Consider the following 17,638-nt stretch of genomic DNA (forward strand, 5'->3'; position numbering starts at 1 on the left):
CTTTCATGGGCTTGCAAGGATGGCACCTTCTCGTCGTCTTGGCGGTGATCCTGCTTCTGTTCGGAGCGGCGAAGCTGCCTGCCCTCGCGAAGAGCGTCGGCCAGTCCGCCCGCGTGTTCAAGGGTGAGATGAAGGCGATGAAGGAAGAGGACGGTCCGGCCGAGACGCCGGCGCACCAGCAGCCGCAGGCTCCGACGTCGGTGACGGGCCTGACGCCTCCGCCCGCGCAGGGCCCATCGCAGGGCCCCACCTCCTCCTGACGCGGTGACGACCACCGACCGGGACGCCGCCGCCACCGACGACGCCCCTCTCCGGGACAAGCGGATGTCGCTCGGCGACCATCTCCGCGAGTTCCGCAAGCGGCTCATCATCGCCGCCGTGGCACTGGTCGTCGGGATGATCGTGTCCTTCGCGCTCGGCGACGCGATCATCTGGGCGATCACGGAGCCGATCCGCGTGGTGGCGGAGCAACGCGGCCAGGAGAACGCCGTCACCCTCATGTTCGCGACGGTGACCTCCGCCTTCGATCTTCGCGTCCGGATCGCGTTCGCCGTCGGCCTTTTGATCTCGGCACCGGTCTGGTTGTGGCAGATCTGGGCGTTCCTCATGCCGGGTCTGACCCGTAAAGAGGTCCGCTACACGATCGGGTTCGTCGCGGCGGCCGTGCCGCTGTTCTTCGCCGGTGCGTTCACGGGGTGGCTCATCCTCCCTCACCTCGTCGAACTCATGGCGGGCTTCACACCCGACGGGGCGTCGAACTTCTACGACGCCAAGTACTACTACGACTTCGTCTTCAAGCTCCTGATCGTCGTCGGGGTCTCCTACGTGACGCCCGTGTTCCTGGTGGCGCTCAACCTGGCGGGGGTCATGACGGGGCGCGAGATCATGAAGGGCTGGCGGGTGGCGATCGTGATCGCGACCGTGTTCGCCGGTGCCGCCACCCCCTCCGCCGACGTCGTCAGCATGCTCATCCTGGCCGCGATCCTCACGGTCCTCTTCTTCGCCGCGGCCGGCCTGTCAATGCTGTTCGACCGCCGCAAGCGCAAGCGCGAGGCGGAACTCCTCGGCCCGATCGCATGACGGACTTCGCGGCGCGATACGCACGTGCGCAGTCCGGCCGTCGGCATCCGATCTCGGCGTCGTTCGCCGAGATGCAGCGGTTCGACCTCGACCCGTTCCAGGTCGAGGGATGCCAGGCCCTCGAAGACGGTCGCAGCGTCCTCGTCGCGGCGCCGACCGGTGCCGGCAAGACGATCGTCGGCGAATTCGCGATCCATCTCGCGATGCGGGAGCCGGGGGACAAGGCGTTCTACACGACGCCCATGAAGGCCCTGTCGAATCAGAAGTTCCGCGAGCTGCAGGAGGTCTACGGCGAGGACCAGGTCGGTCTGCTCACCGGCGACACGAACATCAACGGGAACGCGCGGGTCGTCGTCATGACCACCGAGGTGCTCCGGAACATGCTGTACGCGGATTCGCCTGCGCTCCGGGGCCTCCGCTACGTCGTCATGGACGAGGTCCACTATCTCGCCGACCGCTTCCGCGGGCCGGTCTGGGAGGAGGTCATCCTCCACCTGCCGCCGGCCGTCCGGCTCGTCTCGCTGTCGGCGACCGTCTCGAACGCGGAGGAGTTCGGCGACTGGCTCGACACCGTGCGGGGCGACACCGCCGTCATCGTCTCCGAGACCCGTCCCGTCCCGCTCGAGCAGCATGTGCTGGTCCGCGGTGACCTGTTGCCGCTGTTCGATGATCGTGCCGGTGTGGCCACCGCGCAGGTGAACCAGGAACTCACCCGCATCCGTTCGCCGAAGGCCGCGACCTACGAGAACAACCGCCGGGCGATCGAGTACCGGTCCCGCGGCGACCAGGAACGCCGACGCCCGCACCGCGGTGGCAAGCGTCCCGTGCGCCCGTCGACGGCGGCGCGCATCGAGCGGATGGACCGCCCGCAGGTCGTGGAGCTCCTCGGCCGGTCGAACCTCCTGCCCGCCATCTTCTTCATCTTCAGTCGCGTCGGCTGCGATGCCGCCGTCCAGCAGGTCCGGCGGTCGGGAGTGCGGCTGACCGACACGGCCGAGCGCGATGAGATCCGGGCGATCATCGACGACCGTCTTCGTCCGCTGCAGGACGAGGACCTCGCCGTCCTCGGCTACTGGGAGTGGCGGGAGAACCTGGAACGGGGCGTCGCTGCGCACCACGCGGGCATGCTGCCGGCGTTCAAGGAGGTCGTCGAGGAGCTCTTCCGTCGCAAGCTCGTCAAGGTGGTCTTCGCTACCGAGACCCTCGCGCTCGGCATCAACATGCCGGCGCGGACGGTCGTCCTCGAGAAGCTCGAGAAGTTCAATGGCGAGGCGCGGGTCGCCATCACGTCCGGCGAGTACACGCAGCTGACCGGCCGTGCCGGCCGGCGCGGCATCGACGTCGAGGGCCATGCTGTCGTGCAGTGGACCGAGTCCCTCGATCCGCAGGCCGTCGCCGCTCTCGCGTCTCGACGCACCTATCCGTTGAACTCGAGCTTCCGCCCGACCTACAACATGGCCGTCAACCTGATCGACCAGTTCGGTCGCGAGCGTGCCCGCGAGATCCTCGAGTCCTCGTTCGCCCAGTTCCAGGCGGACCGCGCCGTCGTCGGCCTCGCCCGCCAGGTGAAGGATGCCGAGGCATCCCTCGCCGGCTACGAGAAGTCCATGACGTGCGACCGGGGCGACTTCGCCGAGTACTCCGGCATCCGTCGCGACCTCAGCGACGCAGAGAAGCTCAACCGCGCCGACCGCACCGCGCCCGCCCGCATCCGGCAGCAGCGGCAGAACGAGATCCAGTCCCTGCGACATCGGATGCAGCGGCATCCCTGCCATTCCTGCCCGGACCGCGAGAACCACGCGCGCTGGGCGGAGCGGTACTGGAAGCTGCGGCGCCGGACGGACCGGACGCGACGCGACATCGAGACCCGCACCGGCACCGTCGCGCGGATCTTCGACCGCATCATCGATGTCCTCGCCGAGCTGAACTACGTCGCCTTCGAGGACGACGCGGCCGCGCTGACCGCCGCCGGACGCACGATGCGACGCATCTACGGCGAACGCGACCTCCTGGTCGCCGAGTCGCTGCGTCGCGGACTCTGGAAGAACCTGGATGCCGCAGGCTTGGCTGCCCTCGCGTCGTGCCTCGTGTACGAGCCGCGTCGGGATGAGGCGGGGGAGTACCGCCTGCCGCGAGGTCCTTTCCGCGATGCGCTGACGAAGACGCAGGAGCTCTGGAGCCGCCTCGACGACCTCGAGCGGGAGCATCACCTGCCGGGAACCGAACCGCTCGCCACGGGCCTCGCGCAGGCCATGAACTCGTGGGCGCGCGGCGGCTCGTTGGATCTGGTCCTCTCCGAGGCCGACCTCGCAGCAGGCGACTTCGTGCGCTGGACGAAGCAGACGATCGATCTGCTCGACCAGCTCTCGATCGTCGCGGACGCGGACGTCGCCGTGACCGCGCGGAAGGCGCTCGACGCCGTCCGGCGGGGGATCGTCGCCTACAGCTCGGTGTGAGCCGGGCGAGGGTGTGTGGAGGGGATGACGGGAATCGAACCCGCGTAATCAGTTTGGAAGACTGAGGCTCTACCATTGAGCTACATCCCCGTCGACGCTGACAACAGCGCCTCGACGAGTGTAGCGGACATGGTCGGCTAGACTTACCAACGGCCGTTTTTCGGCGCTCGCCAGCGTGCGCGCCCGGGGCGTAGCTCAGCTTGGTAGAGCGCCCGCTTTGGGAGCGGGAGGCCGCAGGTTCAAATCCTGTCGCCCCGACAACGGCCCCACGAACCCAGATCACCGAACGGACGCGCGTGTGCGCGGCCGGACAAGGAGAACGACAGGCATGGTCACCAGCACCGTCGAGCAGCTCAGCCCCACCCGGGTGAAGCTCCACATCACGGTCACCCCCGAGGAGCTCAAGCCGAGCATCTCGCACGCGTACGAGCACATCGCGCAGGACGTGCAGATCCCCGGTTTCCGCAAGGGCAAGGTCCCGGCACCGATCATCGACCAGCGCGTCGGTCGCGAGGCCGTCCTCGAGCACGCGGTCAGCGAAGGCCTCGACGTCTTCTACCGCGAGGCCGTGACGGCGAACGACGTCCGCATCGTCGGTCGTCCCGCCGCCGAGATCGTGGAGTGGCCGAGCACGAAGGACTTCTCCGGCGACCTCAAGGTCGAGGTCGAGGTGGACGTCCGCCCCGAGTTCGAGCTTCCCGCCTACGACGACATCACCATCGAGGTCGACGCCGTCGAGACCGATGAGGCTGCGGTGGATGCCGAGCTCGACAAGCTCCGCAGCCGCTTCGGCACGCTCGTGACCGTCGACCGTCCCGCCAAGGCCGGCGACTTCGTCGAGCTCGACCTCGTCGCCACGATCGAGGGCAACGAGATCGACCGCGCCGAGGGCGTCTCCTACGAGGTGGGCTCGGGCGAGCTCCTCGAGGGCATCGACGACGCCATCGAGTCGCTCACCGCCGGCGAGGACACCACGTTCCGTTCGAAGCTCGTCGGCGGCGACCACGCCGGTGAAGAGGCCGAGGTCGCCGTGTCCGTCAAGGCCGTCAAGGAGCGCGAGCTCCCCGAGGCCGACGACGACTTCGCTCAGGTCGCCTCCGAGTTCGACACGATCGGCGAACTCCGCGAGAGCCTCGTCGAGCGCGTCTCGGAGCAGGCCGTCTTCACGCAGGGCTCCGCCGCGCGCGACAAGCTCATCGAGGTCCTCATCGAGAAGGCGGACATCCCCGTTCCCGCCAAGCTCGTCGAGGACGAGGTGCACACCCACCTCGAGGGTGAGGGTCGCCTCGAGGACGACGTCCACCGCGCAGAGGTCACCGAAGCGAGCGAGAAGCAGTTCCGCACGCAGATGATCCTCGACAAGATCGCTGAGAAGCACGAGGTGCAGGTCTCCCAGGAGGAGCTCACCCAGTACCTCATCCAGTCGTCGGCGCAGTACGGCATGTCGCCGCAGGACTTCGTCAACGCCCTGCAGGAGGGCAACCAGATCCCGATGATGGTCGGTGAAGTCGCCCGCAACAAGGCCCTCGCCGTCGCGCTCGGCAAGGTGACCGTCGTCGACACCAACGGCAAGAAGGTCGACCTGACCGGCTTCGCCGCCGAGGACGACGAGGCTGCAGACGAGGCCACCGAGGCCGCGGACGAGAAGCCCGCCGCCAAGAAGGCCCCCGCGAAGAAGGCTCCGGCCAAGAAGCCCGCCGCGAAGAAGGCGGACGACGCCGACGACGCCGCGGACGAGATGCCCGCCGCCAAGAAGGCGCCGGCTCGCAAGCCCGCCGCCAAGAAGGCCGACGCGGATGCGGCCGAGGAGCCCGCGAAGAAGGCTCCCGCCAAGCGCGCCACGAAGAAGGCCGCCGACAGCGAGTGACCCTCATCGACGGGCGGTGGGTGCCTTCGGGCCCCGCCGCCCGTCGTCGTTTCCGGGCATCGTCCACGTCGCCGGAGGCGGTGGATGCCGCCGGTGGTATGCCCACGGCGAACACGGGCGAGACGCTCGGAACGCGCCACTAGATTCGAAGCACGAACACGAATCCAGGAGAGCATCCATGGCTGAACCCCTTATGGCGACCAGTGTCTTCGACCGGCTGCTGAAGGACCGAATCATCTGGCTCGGTTCCGAGGTGCGCGACGAGAACGCGAACGAGATCTGCGCCAAGATCCTGCTGCTCGCGGCCGAGGATTCCGAGAAGGACATCTACCTCTACATCAACTCGCCGGGTGGCTCGATCACCGCGGGTATGGCGATCTACGACACGATGCAGTTCGTGCCCAACGACATCGTCACCGTCGGCATCGGCATGGCCGCCTCGATGGGCCAGCTCCTGCTGACCAGCGGCACGAAGGGCAAGCGCTACATCACCCCCAACGCCCGCGTCCTGCTGCACCAGCCGCACGGCGGCTTCGGCGGCACGTCCAGCGACATCCAGACGCAGGCGCAGCTCATCGTGTCGATGAAGAACCGTCTCGCGGAGATCACCTCCGCCCAGACCGGCAAGTCGGTCGAGCAGATCAACGCCGACGGTGACCGCGACCGCTGGTTCACCGCCGACGAAGCGCTCGAGTACGGCTTCGTCGACCACATCCGCGAACACGCTGCCGACGTCACCGGCGGCGGCGGGACCGAGAACTGAGCGTCGGAGGACAACGCATGAACACCCCCATCTTCGGTCGCGCGCAGAGCGACATGATGCCCTCGAGCCGGTACATCCTGCCGCAGTTCGAGGAGCGCACCGCCTACGGCTACAAGCGCCAGGACCCGTACAACAAGCTGTTCGAAGACCGCGTGATCTTCCTCGGCGTACAGGTCGACGACGCATCCGCCGACGACGTGATGGCGCAGCTGCTGGTCCTCGAGTCGATGGACCCCGACCGCGACATCATCATGTACATCAACTCGCCCGGTGGTTCGTTCACCGCGATGACGGCGATCTACGACACCATGCAGTACATCTCGCCCCAGGTGTCGACGGTCGTCCTCGGCCAGGCGGCGTCGGCGGCATCCGTCCTGCTCGCGGCCGGTGCGCCCGGCAAGCGGCTCGCCCTGCCGAACGCCCGCATCCTGATGCACCAGCCCGCCGTCGGCGAGTCCGGTCACGGTCAGGCGTCCGACATCGAGATCCAGGCGGCGGAGATTCTCCGCATGCGGACCTGGCTCGAAGAGACGATGGCTCACCACACGAACCGCTCCGTCGAGCAGGTCAACAAGGACATCGATCGCGACAAGATCCTCTCCGCGCAGGAAGCGCTGGAGTACGGGATCGTCGACCAGGTGCTCACGTCCCGCAAGCGCACGCCCGCGGCCATCACGGCCTGAGGTCTGTCAGACGATGCCCCGCCGACCCGTCGGCGGGGCATCGTCGTCCACACCCGTGTCGCAATCCGCCCGGTGTCCGGATCTGCGGTTAGGCTCGACTGCACCGGCCTGAATCCTGAGGGGGAACACCATGGCACGCATCGGTGAGAGCGCCGACCTGTTCAAGTGTTCCTTCTGCGGCAAGAGCCAGAAGCAGGTCCAGCAGCTGATCGCCGGTCCCGGCGTGTACATCTGCGACGAGTGCGTCGAACTCTGCAACGAGATCATCGAAGAGCGGATGGCGGAGTCCGGTGACGGCGAGGTCAAGGACTTCGACCTCCCGAAGCCGCGCGAGATCTTCAGCTTCCTCGAGGAGTACGTCGTCGGGCAGGACCCCGCCAAGCGGGCACTCGCGGTCGCCGTCTACAACCACTACAAGCGTGTCCGCGCTCGCAGCACGATCCAGTCCGCAGAGCAGCGGGCAGACGAGATCGAGATCGCCAAGAGCAACATCCTGCTGCTGGGTCCGACCGGTTGCGGCAAGACGTATCTCGCGCAGACCCTCGCGAAGCGTCTGAACGTCCCCTTCGCGGTCGCGGATGCCACGGCTCTCACCGAGGCCGGCTACGTCGGCGAGGACGTCGAGAACATCCTGCTCAAGCTCTTGCAGGCCGCTGACTTCGACGTGAAGCGCGCTGAGACCGGCATCATCTACATCGATGAGGTCGACAAGATCGCCCGCAAGGCCGAGAATCCGTCGATCACCCGCGACGTGTCGGGCGAGGGCGTGCAGCAGGCGCTCCTGAAGATCCTTGAGGGCACCGTCGCCTCCGTGCCGCCGCAGGGCGGCCGCAAGCACCCGCATCAGGAGTTCATCCAGATCGATACGACGAACGTCCTGTTCATCGTCGCCGGCGCCTTCGCAGGCCTCGAGGACATCATCTCCTCGCGTGTGGGCAAGCACGGTGTCGGCTTCGGCGCTCCGCTGCAGGACAAGGAGCAGGAGCTCGACGTCTTCCGCGACGTGCTCCCCGAGGACCTCCACAAGTTCGGTCTGATCCCCGAGTTCATCGGCCGTCTGCCGGTCGTGACGACGGTGTCGCCGCTGGACCAGAGCGCGCTCATCGAGATCCTGACCGGACCCAGGAACGCCTTCGTGAAGCAGTACCAGCGCATGTTCGAGCTCGACGGCGTCGAGCTCGAGTTCGAGGAGGAGGCGCTCCGCGCGATCGCCGACCTCGCCGTCGCGCGCAAGACCGGCGCTCGCGGACTCCGGGCCATCCTCGAAGACGTGCTCGGTCCGATCATGTTCGAGATCCCCTCGGCGGAGGACGTCGACAAGGTGATCGTCACGCGGGCGGCCGTCGAAGAGGGGGCACCGCCCACGCTCGTCCTGCGGCAGAAGCGCAAGAGCGCCTGACCACCGGCATCCGATATCGAAAAGGGCGCCGCCTCCTGAGGGAGGCGGCGCCCTTTTCGTCCGGGCTCAGCCGGTGAGACCGCGCCGCTGGAGCAGGGGCTCGATCCGCGCATCGCGTCCGCGGAAGTCGCGGTAGGCATCGAGCGGATCCTTCGACCCGCCGACGCCCAGCAGCCGGGTGCGGAATCGATCGCCGTTCTCGCGCGTCAGGCCGCCGTTCTCGCGGAACCACTCCACCGTGTCGGCGTCGAGGACCTCGCTCCAGATGTAGGAGTAGTAGCCCGCGCTGTAGCCGCCCGAGAAGATGTGCGCGAAGTAGGTCGACGAGTACCGGGTCGGAACGGCAGGGTTGTCGAGACCGATGTCGGCCAGCGCCGTGGCCTCGAACGCGTCGACGTCGATGGCGACGGCGGTGTCCTCGCCATCCAGACTGTGCCAGGCCTGATCGATCCAGGAAGCGGCCAGGTACTCGCTCGTCGCGAAGCCCTGATTGAACGCCTCGGACTCGCGGAGCTTCTGGACGACGTCGGCGGGGAGCGGCTCGTCGGTGTCGACGTGGCGTGCGTAGGACGCGAGCACCTCGGGCCAGAAGATCCACATCTCGTTGACCTGGCTGGGGAACTCCACGAAGTCGCGGAACACCGAGGTGCCGGCGAAGTGCGGATACGTGACGGTGGCGAAGAGTCCGTGCAGCGCATGGCCGAACTCGTGGAACAGCGTCGTCACCTCGTCGAGGGTCAGGAGCGTGGGGCTGCCGGGAGCGGGCTGGGGCACATTGAGATTGTTGATGACGATCGGCGCCGTGCCGCGCAGTGCGGACTGCGACACGATCGAGTTCATCCACGCCCCGCCGCGCTTGGAATCGCGCGTGTACAGATCGAGGACGTACAGGCCGAGGTGGGAGCCGTCCTCGTTGCGGACCTCGAAGACACGTGCCTCGGGGTGATACGCGGGAAGGTCGGCACGCTCGGTGAACGTGATGCCGTAGAGATCCGTCGCAGCGCGGAACACGCCGTCGACGAGGACGCGTTCGGCTTCGAACCAGGGTCGCAGGGCCGTCCGATCGAGGTCGTACCGTGCGGCTCGCACGCGCTCCGTGTAAAAGGCCCAGTCGTGCGCGGCGAGGGGGAACCCGTCACCTTCGCTGTCGATGATCTCCTGCAGGGCTGCCTGCTCCCGGCGCGCGTTCTCTGCGGCGGGGACCGCGAGTCGGCGCAGGAGCTCGTGCACCGCTTCGGGGGAGCCGGCGGTCTCGTCGGCGGTGACGTAGGCCGCGTGCGAGTCGTATCCGAGGACCCGAGCACGCTCGGAGCGCAGCCGCACGATCTCGGTGAGCACCTCGCGGTTGTCGTTGGCGTTGCCTCGGCGCCCCCGGGATCGGGATGCCGCCATGAGGCGTTCGCGGCTCGCCCGGGAGGTGAGCGACGAGAGGTACGGGTGCCCCGTGAAGAGGGTGAGCGTGACGACGTACTTGCCCTCGAGGCCCCGCTCGGTGGCATTGCGTGCCGCCGCCGACAGTTCGCCCTCGGTGAGTCCGTCGAGCTCGGCGGCCTCGTCGAAGACCACGGCGAGGTCGTTGGTGTCGGCGAGGAGGTTCTTCTCGAACGTCGTGGTGAGCATGGACAGCTGCTGGTTCAGCTCCGTCAGGACCGTCTTGTCCGCCTCGTCGAGGCCCGCGCCGGCGCCCGTCATCTCGCGGTAGGTGCGCTCTACGAGGTACCGGTCCTCGCCCTCCAGGCCGAGATCGTCGAGGCGGGCATGCACGTCGGCGACCCGCCCGTACAGGCGCGCATCGAGCGTCACGGCGTCGTGGTGAGCGGCCATGAGCGGGGCGAGCTGCTCGTCGATCTCCTGGATCTCGGCCGTCGCGTGGGCGGAGCTCACGGTGTAAAAGATGCGCGCGACTCGCCCGAGGGTCTCGCCGGACCGCTCGAGCGCGACCAGCGTGTTCTCGAACGTCGGCACGTCGGAGGACGTCGCGATCGCGTCGATCTCGGCGCGGTGCGAGGCGAAGGCCTGCTCGAACGCCGGGAGGTAGTGCTCCGGGCGGATTTCCGGGTAATCCGGCAGGTCGAAGGGGAGGGGAGAGGGGGCGAGGAGCGGGTTGGTCGCGGCATCCGTCATCGTCCCAGCGTACGTCGCCCGCGCGCGCCGCCCGCGCGATCGAGAATGCAAAGGAATGCTTGCAAAGAATCGCTTGCAAAGATATCTTTGTAACATGAGCGAGACACCGATGCGGCGGGCGGACCGCACCCTTGATGCCGGAGCGTTGCGCGCTCTGGCGCATCCGCTCCGCGTGCAGCTCTTCGACATCCTGTCGCAGTACGGGCCGCAGACGGCGAGTTCGCTGGCCGAGCGCACGGGGGAGTCCTCGGGCGCCACCAGCTACCACCTGCGAGCCCTCGCGAAGCAGGACCTGATCCGCGAGATCCCGGAGCGGGGATCCGCCCGGGAGCGGTGGTGGGAGCGGTCCGACAAGTCCGTGTCGTTCGACAGCCCTGAGGCGATGGCCTCACCGGCTGGTCGCTCGGCGACCCAGCTCATCATGAACGAGTTCCTCGGCCGTCGTCAGCAGCAGCTCATGCGGCATGTGACAGAGAGCATCGCCGATCCCGACAAGGGAGACGACGGCACGGCGATCATCTCGACCGCCAACATCCGTCTGACGCCCGATCAGGCGAAGGACATGATCCGGCGACTGTCCGAGATCGTCGACGAGGTCGCCGCTTCCGCGCGCGGCCACGAGGAAGACCCCGACCGCGTGCCGTTCACCGTCCGGGTGGACGCATTCGCACTACCCGAGGACGGAGACGGACGATGACCACGATCACGATCCCCACGCTGGACGTCACCGTCCGGCCCACACGGCTCGAGGCCGCGCTGTGGGCGGCGACGACCTCGGTCCAAGCGGCGGTCGCCGCACGGATGCTGCGTCGCGCCGATCAGGCGCTCGTTCGATCGGCGGCTGAGGAGCGCATCGACGACACGCGTGCCGACGTCGTCGCGCACCTGGCGCATCACCCCCGCGGCTGAGCCGGGCTCAGGACATGCCGTCGTCGTCGAGATGACCGACGACGACCTCACCCTCGCGGTCCACGCGCACGACTACGCCGGTGTCGAGTTCCGCGACCGGGCGGCCCTCCAGCCAGGTGAGGGTCCACCGCGGTCGCGGCTGACCGAGCGGATCCTGATCCACGGATGCGTCGACCGCCGCGATCTGCTCGCGCAGGACCTGCGGCACGGCTGCGGGCGGCTGGTCGCCGCTGGTCCACCGGGTTCCGAGTTGCACGTCAGGCCTCCTGCGGGGTGAGGACGATGTCGCCGACCGACACGGTGTCCCCGGCGGCGTAGGACACCTGCGCGATGCGTCCGACGGCGGCGAGGTCGCCCTCGGCGGAGCGGATCGCGTCGAGGGCCGCATCCGGGCCGGTGATCGTCAACGAGTCGACGGGGGTCTTCTGCGAGGCTTTCGCCTCGGTCTTCGCGCGGCGCACCGAGATGAGCGCCTCGCCGACCGTGCGGAGCACGGCAGGGTCGCCCTCGATGCCCACGGGCACAGGCCACTCAGCGGTGTGCACGGACCCCTCCTCGAACCACGACCACGCCTCTTCGGCGGCGAACGACAGGACGGGCGCCAGCAGGCGCAGCAGCGTCGACAGCGCCATGCGGAGGGCGAGCGCGGCCGATGCCTGACCGGAGTCGGCCTGGTTATAGGCGCGCTCCTTCACGAGCTCGAGGTAGTCGTCGCAGAACGTCCAGAAGAACGACTCGGTGATCTCGAGGGCGCGGGCGTGGTCGAACGCGTCGAACGCTTTCGTGGCATCCCGGACGACCTGATCGAGGGTCGCGAGCATCGACGCATCGAGCGCGTGCGTGATGCGGGCGTCCTCGGGCACGGGGAACGAGAGCACGAACTTCGCCGCGTTCAGAACCTTGATCGCCAGGCGACGACCGATCTTCACCTGCGTCGGGTTCTGCGGGTCGAACGCCGCGTCGGCGCCGAGCCGGCTCGAGGCCGCCCAGTATCGGACGGCGTCGGTGCCGTGCGCGTCGAGGATGTCGGCAGGCGTCACGACGTTGCCCTTCGACTTCGACATCTTCTTGCGGTCGGGGTCGACGATGAAGCCCGAGATGGCGGCATCCGTCCACGGCGCACGGCCGTCCTCGAGGACCGAGCGCACCATGGTCGAGAACAGCCACGTGCGGATGATGTCCTGACCCTGCGGGCGGACGTCGAACGGAGCCACGAGGTCCCAGAGCTCGGGGTCGCGCTCCCACCCGCCCGCGAGCTGCGGGGTGAGGGAGGACGTCGCCCAGGTGTCGAAGATGTCGCGCTCGGCGTCGAAGCCGCCGGGCGCGCCGCGCTGGTCCTCGGTGTAGCCGTCGGGCACGTCCGTGGTCGGGTCGACCGGGAGGCGGGAGACATCCGGGGTCAGCACGCGGTCGTAGTCCCGCTCGCCGTTCTCGTCGAGGCCGTACCAGACCGGGATCGGCACACCGAAGAAGCGCTGGCGAGAGACGAGCCAGTCGCCGGTGAGGCCGTTCGTCCAGTTCTCGTAACGGACGCGCATGAAGTCCGGGTGCCAGCCCATGCCGCGGCCCATCTCGATGAGCTTGTCGCGGAGCTCCGCGTCGCGGGCACCGTTGCGGAGGTACCACTGGCGGGTGGAGACGATCTCGAGCGGGCGGTCGCCCTTCTCGTAGAACTTCACGGGGTGGGTGAAGGGCTTCGAGACCTCGAGCAGCTCACCGGACTCCTGCAGCAGCTCGACGATGCGCTTCTTGGCGCTGAACACCGTCTTGCCGGCGAGTTCCGCGTATGCCGCCTTGGCGGCATCCGTCACGAGCACGTCGGGGGCCTCCTCGATGATGCGGCCGTCGCAGCCGAGGATCGTGCGGTTCGGCAGGTCGAGCTCGCGCCACCAGATGATGTCGGTCACGTCGCCGAACGTGCAGATCATCGCGATGCCGGTGCCCTTGTCCTTCACCGCGAGCGGGTGGGGGAGGACCGGCACCTCGACGTCGAACAGCGGCGTGCGCACGGTCGAGCCGAAGTAGGGCTGGTAGCGCTCGTCGTCGGGGTTCGCCACGAGGGCGACGCAGGCGGCCAGCAACTCGGGACGCGTCGTCTCGATGTGGATGTCGCCCGAGCCGTCGCTCTTGTGGAAGGCGACCCGGTGGTACGAGGCCTGCTGGTCGCGGTCCTCGAGCTCGGCCTGCGCGATGGCCGAGCGGAAGTCGATGTCCCAGAGGGTGGGCGCCATGGCCTGGTACGCCTCACCGCGGTCGAGGTTCCGCAGGAACGCGAGCTGGCTCGTGCGGATCGTGTCGTCCGAGATGGTCCGGTACGTCTGCGTCCAGTCGACCGAGAGGCCGAGCTTGCGGAAGAGGTCCTCGAACTGCTTCTCGTCCTCGAGGGTGAGCTCCTCGCAGAGCTCGATGAAGTTGCGGCGGCTGATCGGGACCTGGTCAGCCGGCTTCAGGCTCTTCGCGTCGCCGCGGAAGGGTGGCGTGAAGTCCGGGTCGTAGGGCAGCGAGGTGTCGCAGCGCACGCCGTAGTAGTTCTGCACGCGGCGTTCGGTCGGCAGACCGTTGTCGTCCCAGCCCATCGGGTAGAACACCGTTTTGCCGCGCATGCGCTCGTAGCGCACCTTGACGTCCGTGTGCGTGTAGCTGAACACGTGACCGATGTGGAGCGATCCGGATGCCGTCGGGGGAGGCGTGTCGATCGAGAAGACGCCCGCGCGCCCCTTGGCCTTGGCCGCGTCGCGGTCGAACAGGTACGTGCCGGCGCCGGACCAGGCGGCATCCCACTTCTGCTCGAGGCCTTCCAGGGCGGGCTTGTCGGGAATGTGCGCGTTCGTCATGGTGATGCTCCTCGAGCGATATGTGCGGCACTGTGTGAGCGTGCCTGAGTGTGGGTGCCGCGCCAGTCTACCGCCGGGGTGCTGGTGGGATCGAGGCGCGACGCGGCGTCGCGAGGAGATGCGGGTTCCCGAGGAGCGGATGCCGGGATCCGGCCCTCGGGGCGCGTCATCTCCTCGCGAACCGACGCTCGGAGTCTCCTCCCTAGCGTTGCGCATATGCGATCTCTGCACAGACTGCGCCCCGCTCTGCGCGGAGCCCGCAGCGTGGGCGGAGCCTCGGGGGATGAGGGTGACGGATGCCGTGGCGCAGCGCGGTGGGATCGTCCGAGCCGCGCAGCTACGGCGGCTCGGTTTCGGCGATCGGGCGGTGAGCGCGGCGGTGCGTGCTGGCGAACTCGTGCGACCGAGGAGGGGATGGCTGGCGACGCTGTCGAGTGATCCGGTTCTGCGAGCGGCCGCGCGCGCGGGAGTCGTGATCTCGTGCGTGACGCAGGCGCAGCGACTCGGGTTGTGGGTGCTGCACGCGGATACGGCGCACGTGGCGGCATCCGCTCACTCGGGCGCGGTCCGGATCGAGGATCCGGGTACCGTCGTCCACTGGGCTGAGCCGATCGTGCCGCGTGCTCCGGACGCGCTCGTCGACCCCATAGAGAACGTGCTCGCGCTCACCGCGGCCTGCCTGCCGTTCGAAGAGGCCCTCGCGATCTGGGAATCCGCTCTCGAACGAGGCCTCGTGTCGCTACCGGCGCTACGCCGGTTGCCGTTCCGCGGACGCGCCCGAGCGATCCTTGACGACGCGTCACCCTATTCGGGCTCGGGTCGAATCCTTCATCCCGCCGCGGCTTGCCTGGCTGCGGGTGCCGATCGTCCCGCAGGCGTGGATAGCCGGCCATCGGGTGGACTTCCTCATCGGCGATCGCCTCATCCTGCAGATCGACGGGGGTGCACACGTCGGAACTCAGCGCGACAGCGACAACGCGCACGACGCGGAGCTCCTGCTCCTCGGGTACCACGTCATCCGAGTCGGCTACGCGCAGGTGGTGCACCGCTGGCACGTGGTGCAGGACACCCTCACTCGTGCGGTGGCGCAGGGGCTCCACCTCGCAGACCGGTGACGCTTCGCGAGGAGATGCGGGTTCCCGAGGAGCGGATGCCGGGATCCAGCCCTCGGGATGCGTCATCTCCTCGCGAAGCGACCGGCGGACCGGGGTGCGTGCCGGCTCAGAACGCGGTCTCGATGGTCTTGTTGCCGTCGATGATGTCGCGCACGGGGTCGCTCGTGAAGGCGTCGATGAGGGCCTTCGTGGACGCGGCATCCTTGTTCTCACCGGGGACGACCAGCTGGAGGGCGAAACGGTCGTCGAGCTCGGTCAGCAGGCCGTCGTCCTGAGGGGTGAGGCCGAGCGCGGCGATGTGCGAGGGCCACTGGAAGACGAGGTCCGCCTCGTCGTAGGCGGTGTTGAGCTGGTTGATCTGCAGCTCGAGGAACTGCAGGTCCTCCGGGTTCTCGGCGATGTCGTCGAGCGTCGCGGCGTAGGGGTCGACGCCCTCGGCGAGCGTGATGATCTTCGCGTCGGCGAGCATCTTCAGTGCACGCCCCGTGTTGGACGCATCGTTGGGGATCGCGACGGTGGCGCCCTGGGGGAGGTCGGCGATGTCGTCAAGGGTCTTCGAGTAGAACGCGATCGTGAAGTTGTAGATCGGCTGCACGGCGGTGAGGTCCGCTCCGTTGGCGGCGTTGAACTCCTCCATGTAGGGCTTGTGCTGCGAGAAGTTCGCGTCGATGTCGCCCGCGGCGAGCATCTTGTTGATCGTGACGTAGTCGGCGACCTCGACGAGCTGGATCTTGTAGCCGTCCTCGATCTCGTCGGCCGCGGCTTCGACGATGTCGGTCATCGGCGAGGTCACGGCGCCGACCCGGATGGTCTGAACGTCGCCGCCGCCCTGCGCGGCGGGGGAGGCGCAGCCGGCGAGGAGGGCGACGGCGGCGGCGGTGAGGGCTGCGGCGAGGGTGAGGCGGCGCGGGGACATGGTGCTCCTTGTGGGATGTGGGACGGATGCCGGTGGTGAGCCGGACTCAGCGGTGGTCGAGGCGGACCGAGATCCGCTGGCCGACCGCCTGGATGACGAGGACGATGACGAGGATGACGAGGATCGTGAAGTACATGAGCACGTTGTCGTACTCCTGGTAGCCGTACCGCAGCGCGAAGTCGCCTATGCCGCCGCCACCGACGACTCCGAGCACCGTCGAGTACGAGAGCAGACTGATGCTCGCCGAGGTCAGCGCGTAGACGAGACCCGGCAGGGCTTCGGGCAGCAGGAAGCGCCAGACCGTCTGCGGGACGGTCGCGCCGAGGGTCTGCGCGACACGGGGGATGCCGGGGCTCACCTCGCGGAGGATCTGCTCCACCAGCCGGCCGTAGACGGCCACGGCGACGACGCAGAGCGAGAACGTCGCCGCGGGCGTCCCGAAGGTCGTGCCGTAGACCGCCCGGGTCACGGGGACGAGGAAGACCACGAGCAGCAGGAACGGAAAGGAGCGGATGACGTTGATCAGGAAGTTCGCGACCGACCAGACGAGGCGCTGGGGGCGGATCCCGCCGGGACGGGTCAGGTAGACGGCGGCGCCGAGGGGCAGGCCGAACACCACCGCGGCCGCGAGCGAGACGCCGAGCATGTAGCCGGTCTCGCCGAGGGCCTCGACGAGGTCGTCACCGCGCTCGGCGAGCGACGCTCCCAGGGAGGCGAAGACGTCCTCTACGCCGCTCATGCGCCGAGCTCCCGCCGTGCGCGATCGAGATAGGTCTCGCGCTCGCCGCGTGCCGACGGCGCGACCGCGAGGATGTCGACGAGCCGACCGTCCTCGAACAGGGCGACCCGATCGCAGACGCTGCGGACGACGTCGAGGTCGTGGGTGACGATGACGATCGTCGTCCCGAAGCGGTCCCGCGCGTCGCGGAGCAGGTCGAGGACCTCGCCCGCGGTCGCCGCGTCGAGCGCGGAGGTGGGCTCGTCGCACAGCAGCAACCGGGGCCGGCTCACCAGCGCCCGCGCGATGCCGACCCGCTGGCGCTGCCCGCCGCTGAGCTGCGCGGGGTAGGCATCGGCCCGGTGATCAAGCCCCACGAAGCGCAGCACGTCGTCGACGGCGCTCGCCGTCCGCTCCCGTCGGGGTCGCAGCGAGAGGGCGACCTCGACGTTCTGCCGGACCGTCCGGTTCGACAGCAGGTGGACCCCCTGGAACACGACGCCGATCTCGCGTCGCAGGCGGCGGAGACCGGCGCGGTCGAGGCGGCCGATGTCGGAGCCCAGCACTGTTACGGAGCCCGAGGTGGCAGCGACTTCGCCGGTGAGGAGGTTCAGGAGGGTGCTCTTGCCCGCACCGCTCTCGCCGATGATCCCGAGGATCTCGCTCTCGGCGACGGTCAGGTCCACGTCGGCGAGACCCTGCACGCCGCCGGGGTACGCTACGCCCGCACGAGCGAGCTCGACGGGGGACGGGGACAGCACGAAAGGACCTCAA

At 68.4% G+C, this 17,638-nt stretch carries 16 protein-coding genes, 2 tRNA genes and 1 pseudogene; 12 read left to right on the forward strand and 7 right to left on the reverse strand.

What is annotated here, in order from left to right:
• Positions 1–5: 5 nt before the first annotated feature.
• From tatA to BLR68_RS11695, 3 genes are all read left to right on the forward strand, one after another.
• Positions 6–260, forward strand: coding sequence for a twin-arginine translocase TatA/TatE family subunit (gene tatA, locus BLR68_RS11685; RefSeq protein WP_018186565.1), 255 nt, complete (start codon positions 6–8; stop codon positions 258–260).
• 64 nt (positions 261–324) lie between these two features.
• The gene (tatC, locus tag BLR68_RS11690; RefSeq protein WP_026302837.1) at positions 325–1,080 is read left to right on the forward strand and encodes a twin-arginine translocase subunit TatC; all 756 of its coding nucleotides are present in this window, start codon (positions 325–327) and stop codon (positions 1,078–1,080) included.
• Complete coding sequence (locus tag BLR68_RS11695; RefSeq protein WP_018186567.1) at positions 1,077–3,536, forward strand: DEAD/DEAH box helicase; 2,460 nt, start codon at positions 1,077–1,079, stop codon at positions 3,534–3,536. The genes tatC and BLR68_RS11695 overlap by 4 nt, the downstream gene beginning before the upstream one ends.
• A 16-nt stretch (positions 3,537–3,552) precedes the next feature.
• On the opposite strand, the gene BLR68_RS11700 is transcribed toward BLR68_RS11695, so the two are convergent.
• Positions 3,553–3,626 (reverse strand) — tRNA-Gly (locus tag BLR68_RS11700).
• Between the two features lie 94 nt (positions 3,627–3,720).
• Here BLR68_RS11700 and BLR68_RS11705 point away from each other — a divergent pair.
• The 5 genes from BLR68_RS11705 to clpX all read left to right on the forward strand — a co-directional run bounded on the left by BLR68_RS11705 (position 3,721) and on the right by clpX (position 8,248).
• Positions 3,721–3,794, forward strand: a tRNA-Pro gene (locus BLR68_RS11705).
• A 70-nt stretch (positions 3,795–3,864) separates the two neighbouring features.
• Positions 3,865–5,403, forward strand: coding sequence for a trigger factor (gene tig / locus BLR68_RS11710; RefSeq protein ID WP_018186568.1), 1,539 nt, complete (start codon positions 3,865–3,867; stop codon positions 5,401–5,403).
• Positions 5,333–6,166, forward strand: coding sequence for an ATP-dependent Clp protease proteolytic subunit (locus tag BLR68_RS11715; RefSeq protein ID WP_256335383.1), 834 nt, complete (start codon positions 5,333–5,335; stop codon positions 6,164–6,166). The genes tig and BLR68_RS11715 overlap by 71 nt, the downstream gene beginning before the upstream one ends.
• Before the next feature lie 17 nt (positions 6,167–6,183).
• Positions 6,184–6,849 carry an ATP-dependent Clp protease proteolytic subunit gene (locus tag BLR68_RS11720; protein WP_018186570.1) on the forward strand — a complete coding sequence of 222 codons (666 nt, stop codon included), beginning with the start codon at positions 6,184–6,186 and terminating at the stop codon, positions 6,847–6,849.
• A gap of 130 nt (positions 6,850–6,979) precedes the next feature.
• A complete protein-coding gene (gene clpX / locus BLR68_RS11725) occupies positions 6,980–8,248 on the forward strand; it encodes an ATP-dependent Clp protease ATP-binding subunit ClpX (RefSeq protein ID WP_018186571.1) in 1,269 nt (422 codons plus the stop codon).
• A 66-nt stretch (positions 8,249–8,314) separates the two neighbouring features.
• Here the strand turns inward: clpX and BLR68_RS11730 are convergent, their stop codons facing one another.
• Complete coding sequence (locus tag BLR68_RS11730) at positions 8,315–10,372, reverse strand: M3 family metallopeptidase (RefSeq protein ID WP_018186572.1); 2,058 nt, start codon at positions 10,370–10,372, stop codon at positions 8,315–8,317.
• Positions 10,373–10,466: 94 nt separating this feature from the next.
• On the opposite strand from BLR68_RS11730, the gene BLR68_RS11735 reads away from it, so the two are divergent.
• Both BLR68_RS11735 and BLR68_RS11740 read left to right on the forward strand, forming a co-directional pair.
• Entirely contained in the window at positions 10,467–11,069 is a 603-nt protein-coding gene (locus tag BLR68_RS11735) for a winged helix-turn-helix domain-containing protein (RefSeq protein ID WP_026302839.1), read from the forward strand.
• Positions 11,066–11,281 (forward strand): hypothetical protein, encoded by a 216-nt coding sequence (locus BLR68_RS11740; protein WP_018186574.1) that lies wholly within the window; start codon positions 11,066–11,068, stop codon positions 11,279–11,281. The genes BLR68_RS11735 and BLR68_RS11740 overlap by 4 nt, the downstream gene beginning before the upstream one ends.
• Before the next feature lie 7 nt (positions 11,282–11,288).
• Here BLR68_RS11740 and BLR68_RS11745 read toward each other — a convergent pair whose 3' ends face one another.
• Positions 11,289–11,537, reverse strand: coding sequence for a hypothetical protein (locus BLR68_RS11745; RefSeq protein WP_018186575.1), 249 nt, complete (start codon positions 11,535–11,537; stop codon positions 11,289–11,291).
• A gap of 1 nt (position 11,538) precedes the next feature.
• Positions 11,539–14,115: a valine--tRNA ligase gene (gene valS / locus BLR68_RS11750; protein WP_018186576.1), complete on the reverse strand. Its 2,577-nt coding sequence runs from the start codon at positions 14,113–14,115 to the stop codon at positions 11,539–11,541.
• Positions 14,116–14,398: 283 nt separating this feature from the next.
• Between valS and BLR68_RS18215 the strand changes: the two are divergent.
• Both BLR68_RS18215 and BLR68_RS18220 read left to right on the forward strand, forming a co-directional pair.
• Positions 14,399–14,470 (forward strand): annotated as a pseudogene (locus tag BLR68_RS18215) (hypothetical protein); the annotation flags it as partial.
• 502 nt (positions 14,471–14,972) lie between these two features.
• Positions 14,973–15,230 carry an endonuclease domain-containing protein gene (locus BLR68_RS18220; protein WP_256335384.1) on the forward strand — a complete coding sequence of 86 codons (258 nt, stop codon included), beginning with the start codon at positions 14,973–14,975 and terminating at the stop codon, positions 15,228–15,230.
• A gap of 106 nt (positions 15,231–15,336) precedes the next feature.
• On the opposite strand, the gene BLR68_RS11760 is transcribed toward BLR68_RS18220, so the two are convergent.
• Genes BLR68_RS11760 through BLR68_RS11770 form a run of 3 tightly spaced genes read right to left on the reverse strand, consistent with a single transcriptional unit; the run spans position 15,337 to position 17,625 of the window.
• Positions 15,337–16,146, reverse strand: a complete 810-nt coding sequence (locus BLR68_RS11760; RefSeq protein ID WP_018186578.1) for a MetQ/NlpA family ABC transporter substrate-binding protein — start codon at positions 16,144–16,146, stop codon at positions 15,337–15,339.
• Between the two features lie 46 nt (positions 16,147–16,192).
• Complete coding sequence (locus tag BLR68_RS11765) at positions 16,193–16,885, reverse strand: methionine ABC transporter permease (protein WP_018186579.1); 693 nt, start codon at positions 16,883–16,885, stop codon at positions 16,193–16,195.
• Entirely contained in the window at positions 16,882–17,625 is a 744-nt protein-coding gene (locus BLR68_RS11770; RefSeq protein ID WP_018186580.1) for a methionine ABC transporter ATP-binding protein, read from the reverse strand. Before BLR68_RS11770 ends, BLR68_RS11765 begins: the two co-directional genes overlap by 4 nt.
• Positions 17,626–17,638: the final 13 nt, after the last annotated feature.

The sequence above is a fragment of the Microbacterium sp. 77mftsu3.1 genome (genome assembly GCF_900100525.1).
In the GTDB taxonomy this organism is placed as follows: domain Bacteria; phylum Actinomycetota; class Actinomycetes; order Actinomycetales; family Microbacteriaceae; genus Microbacterium; species Microbacterium aquilitoris.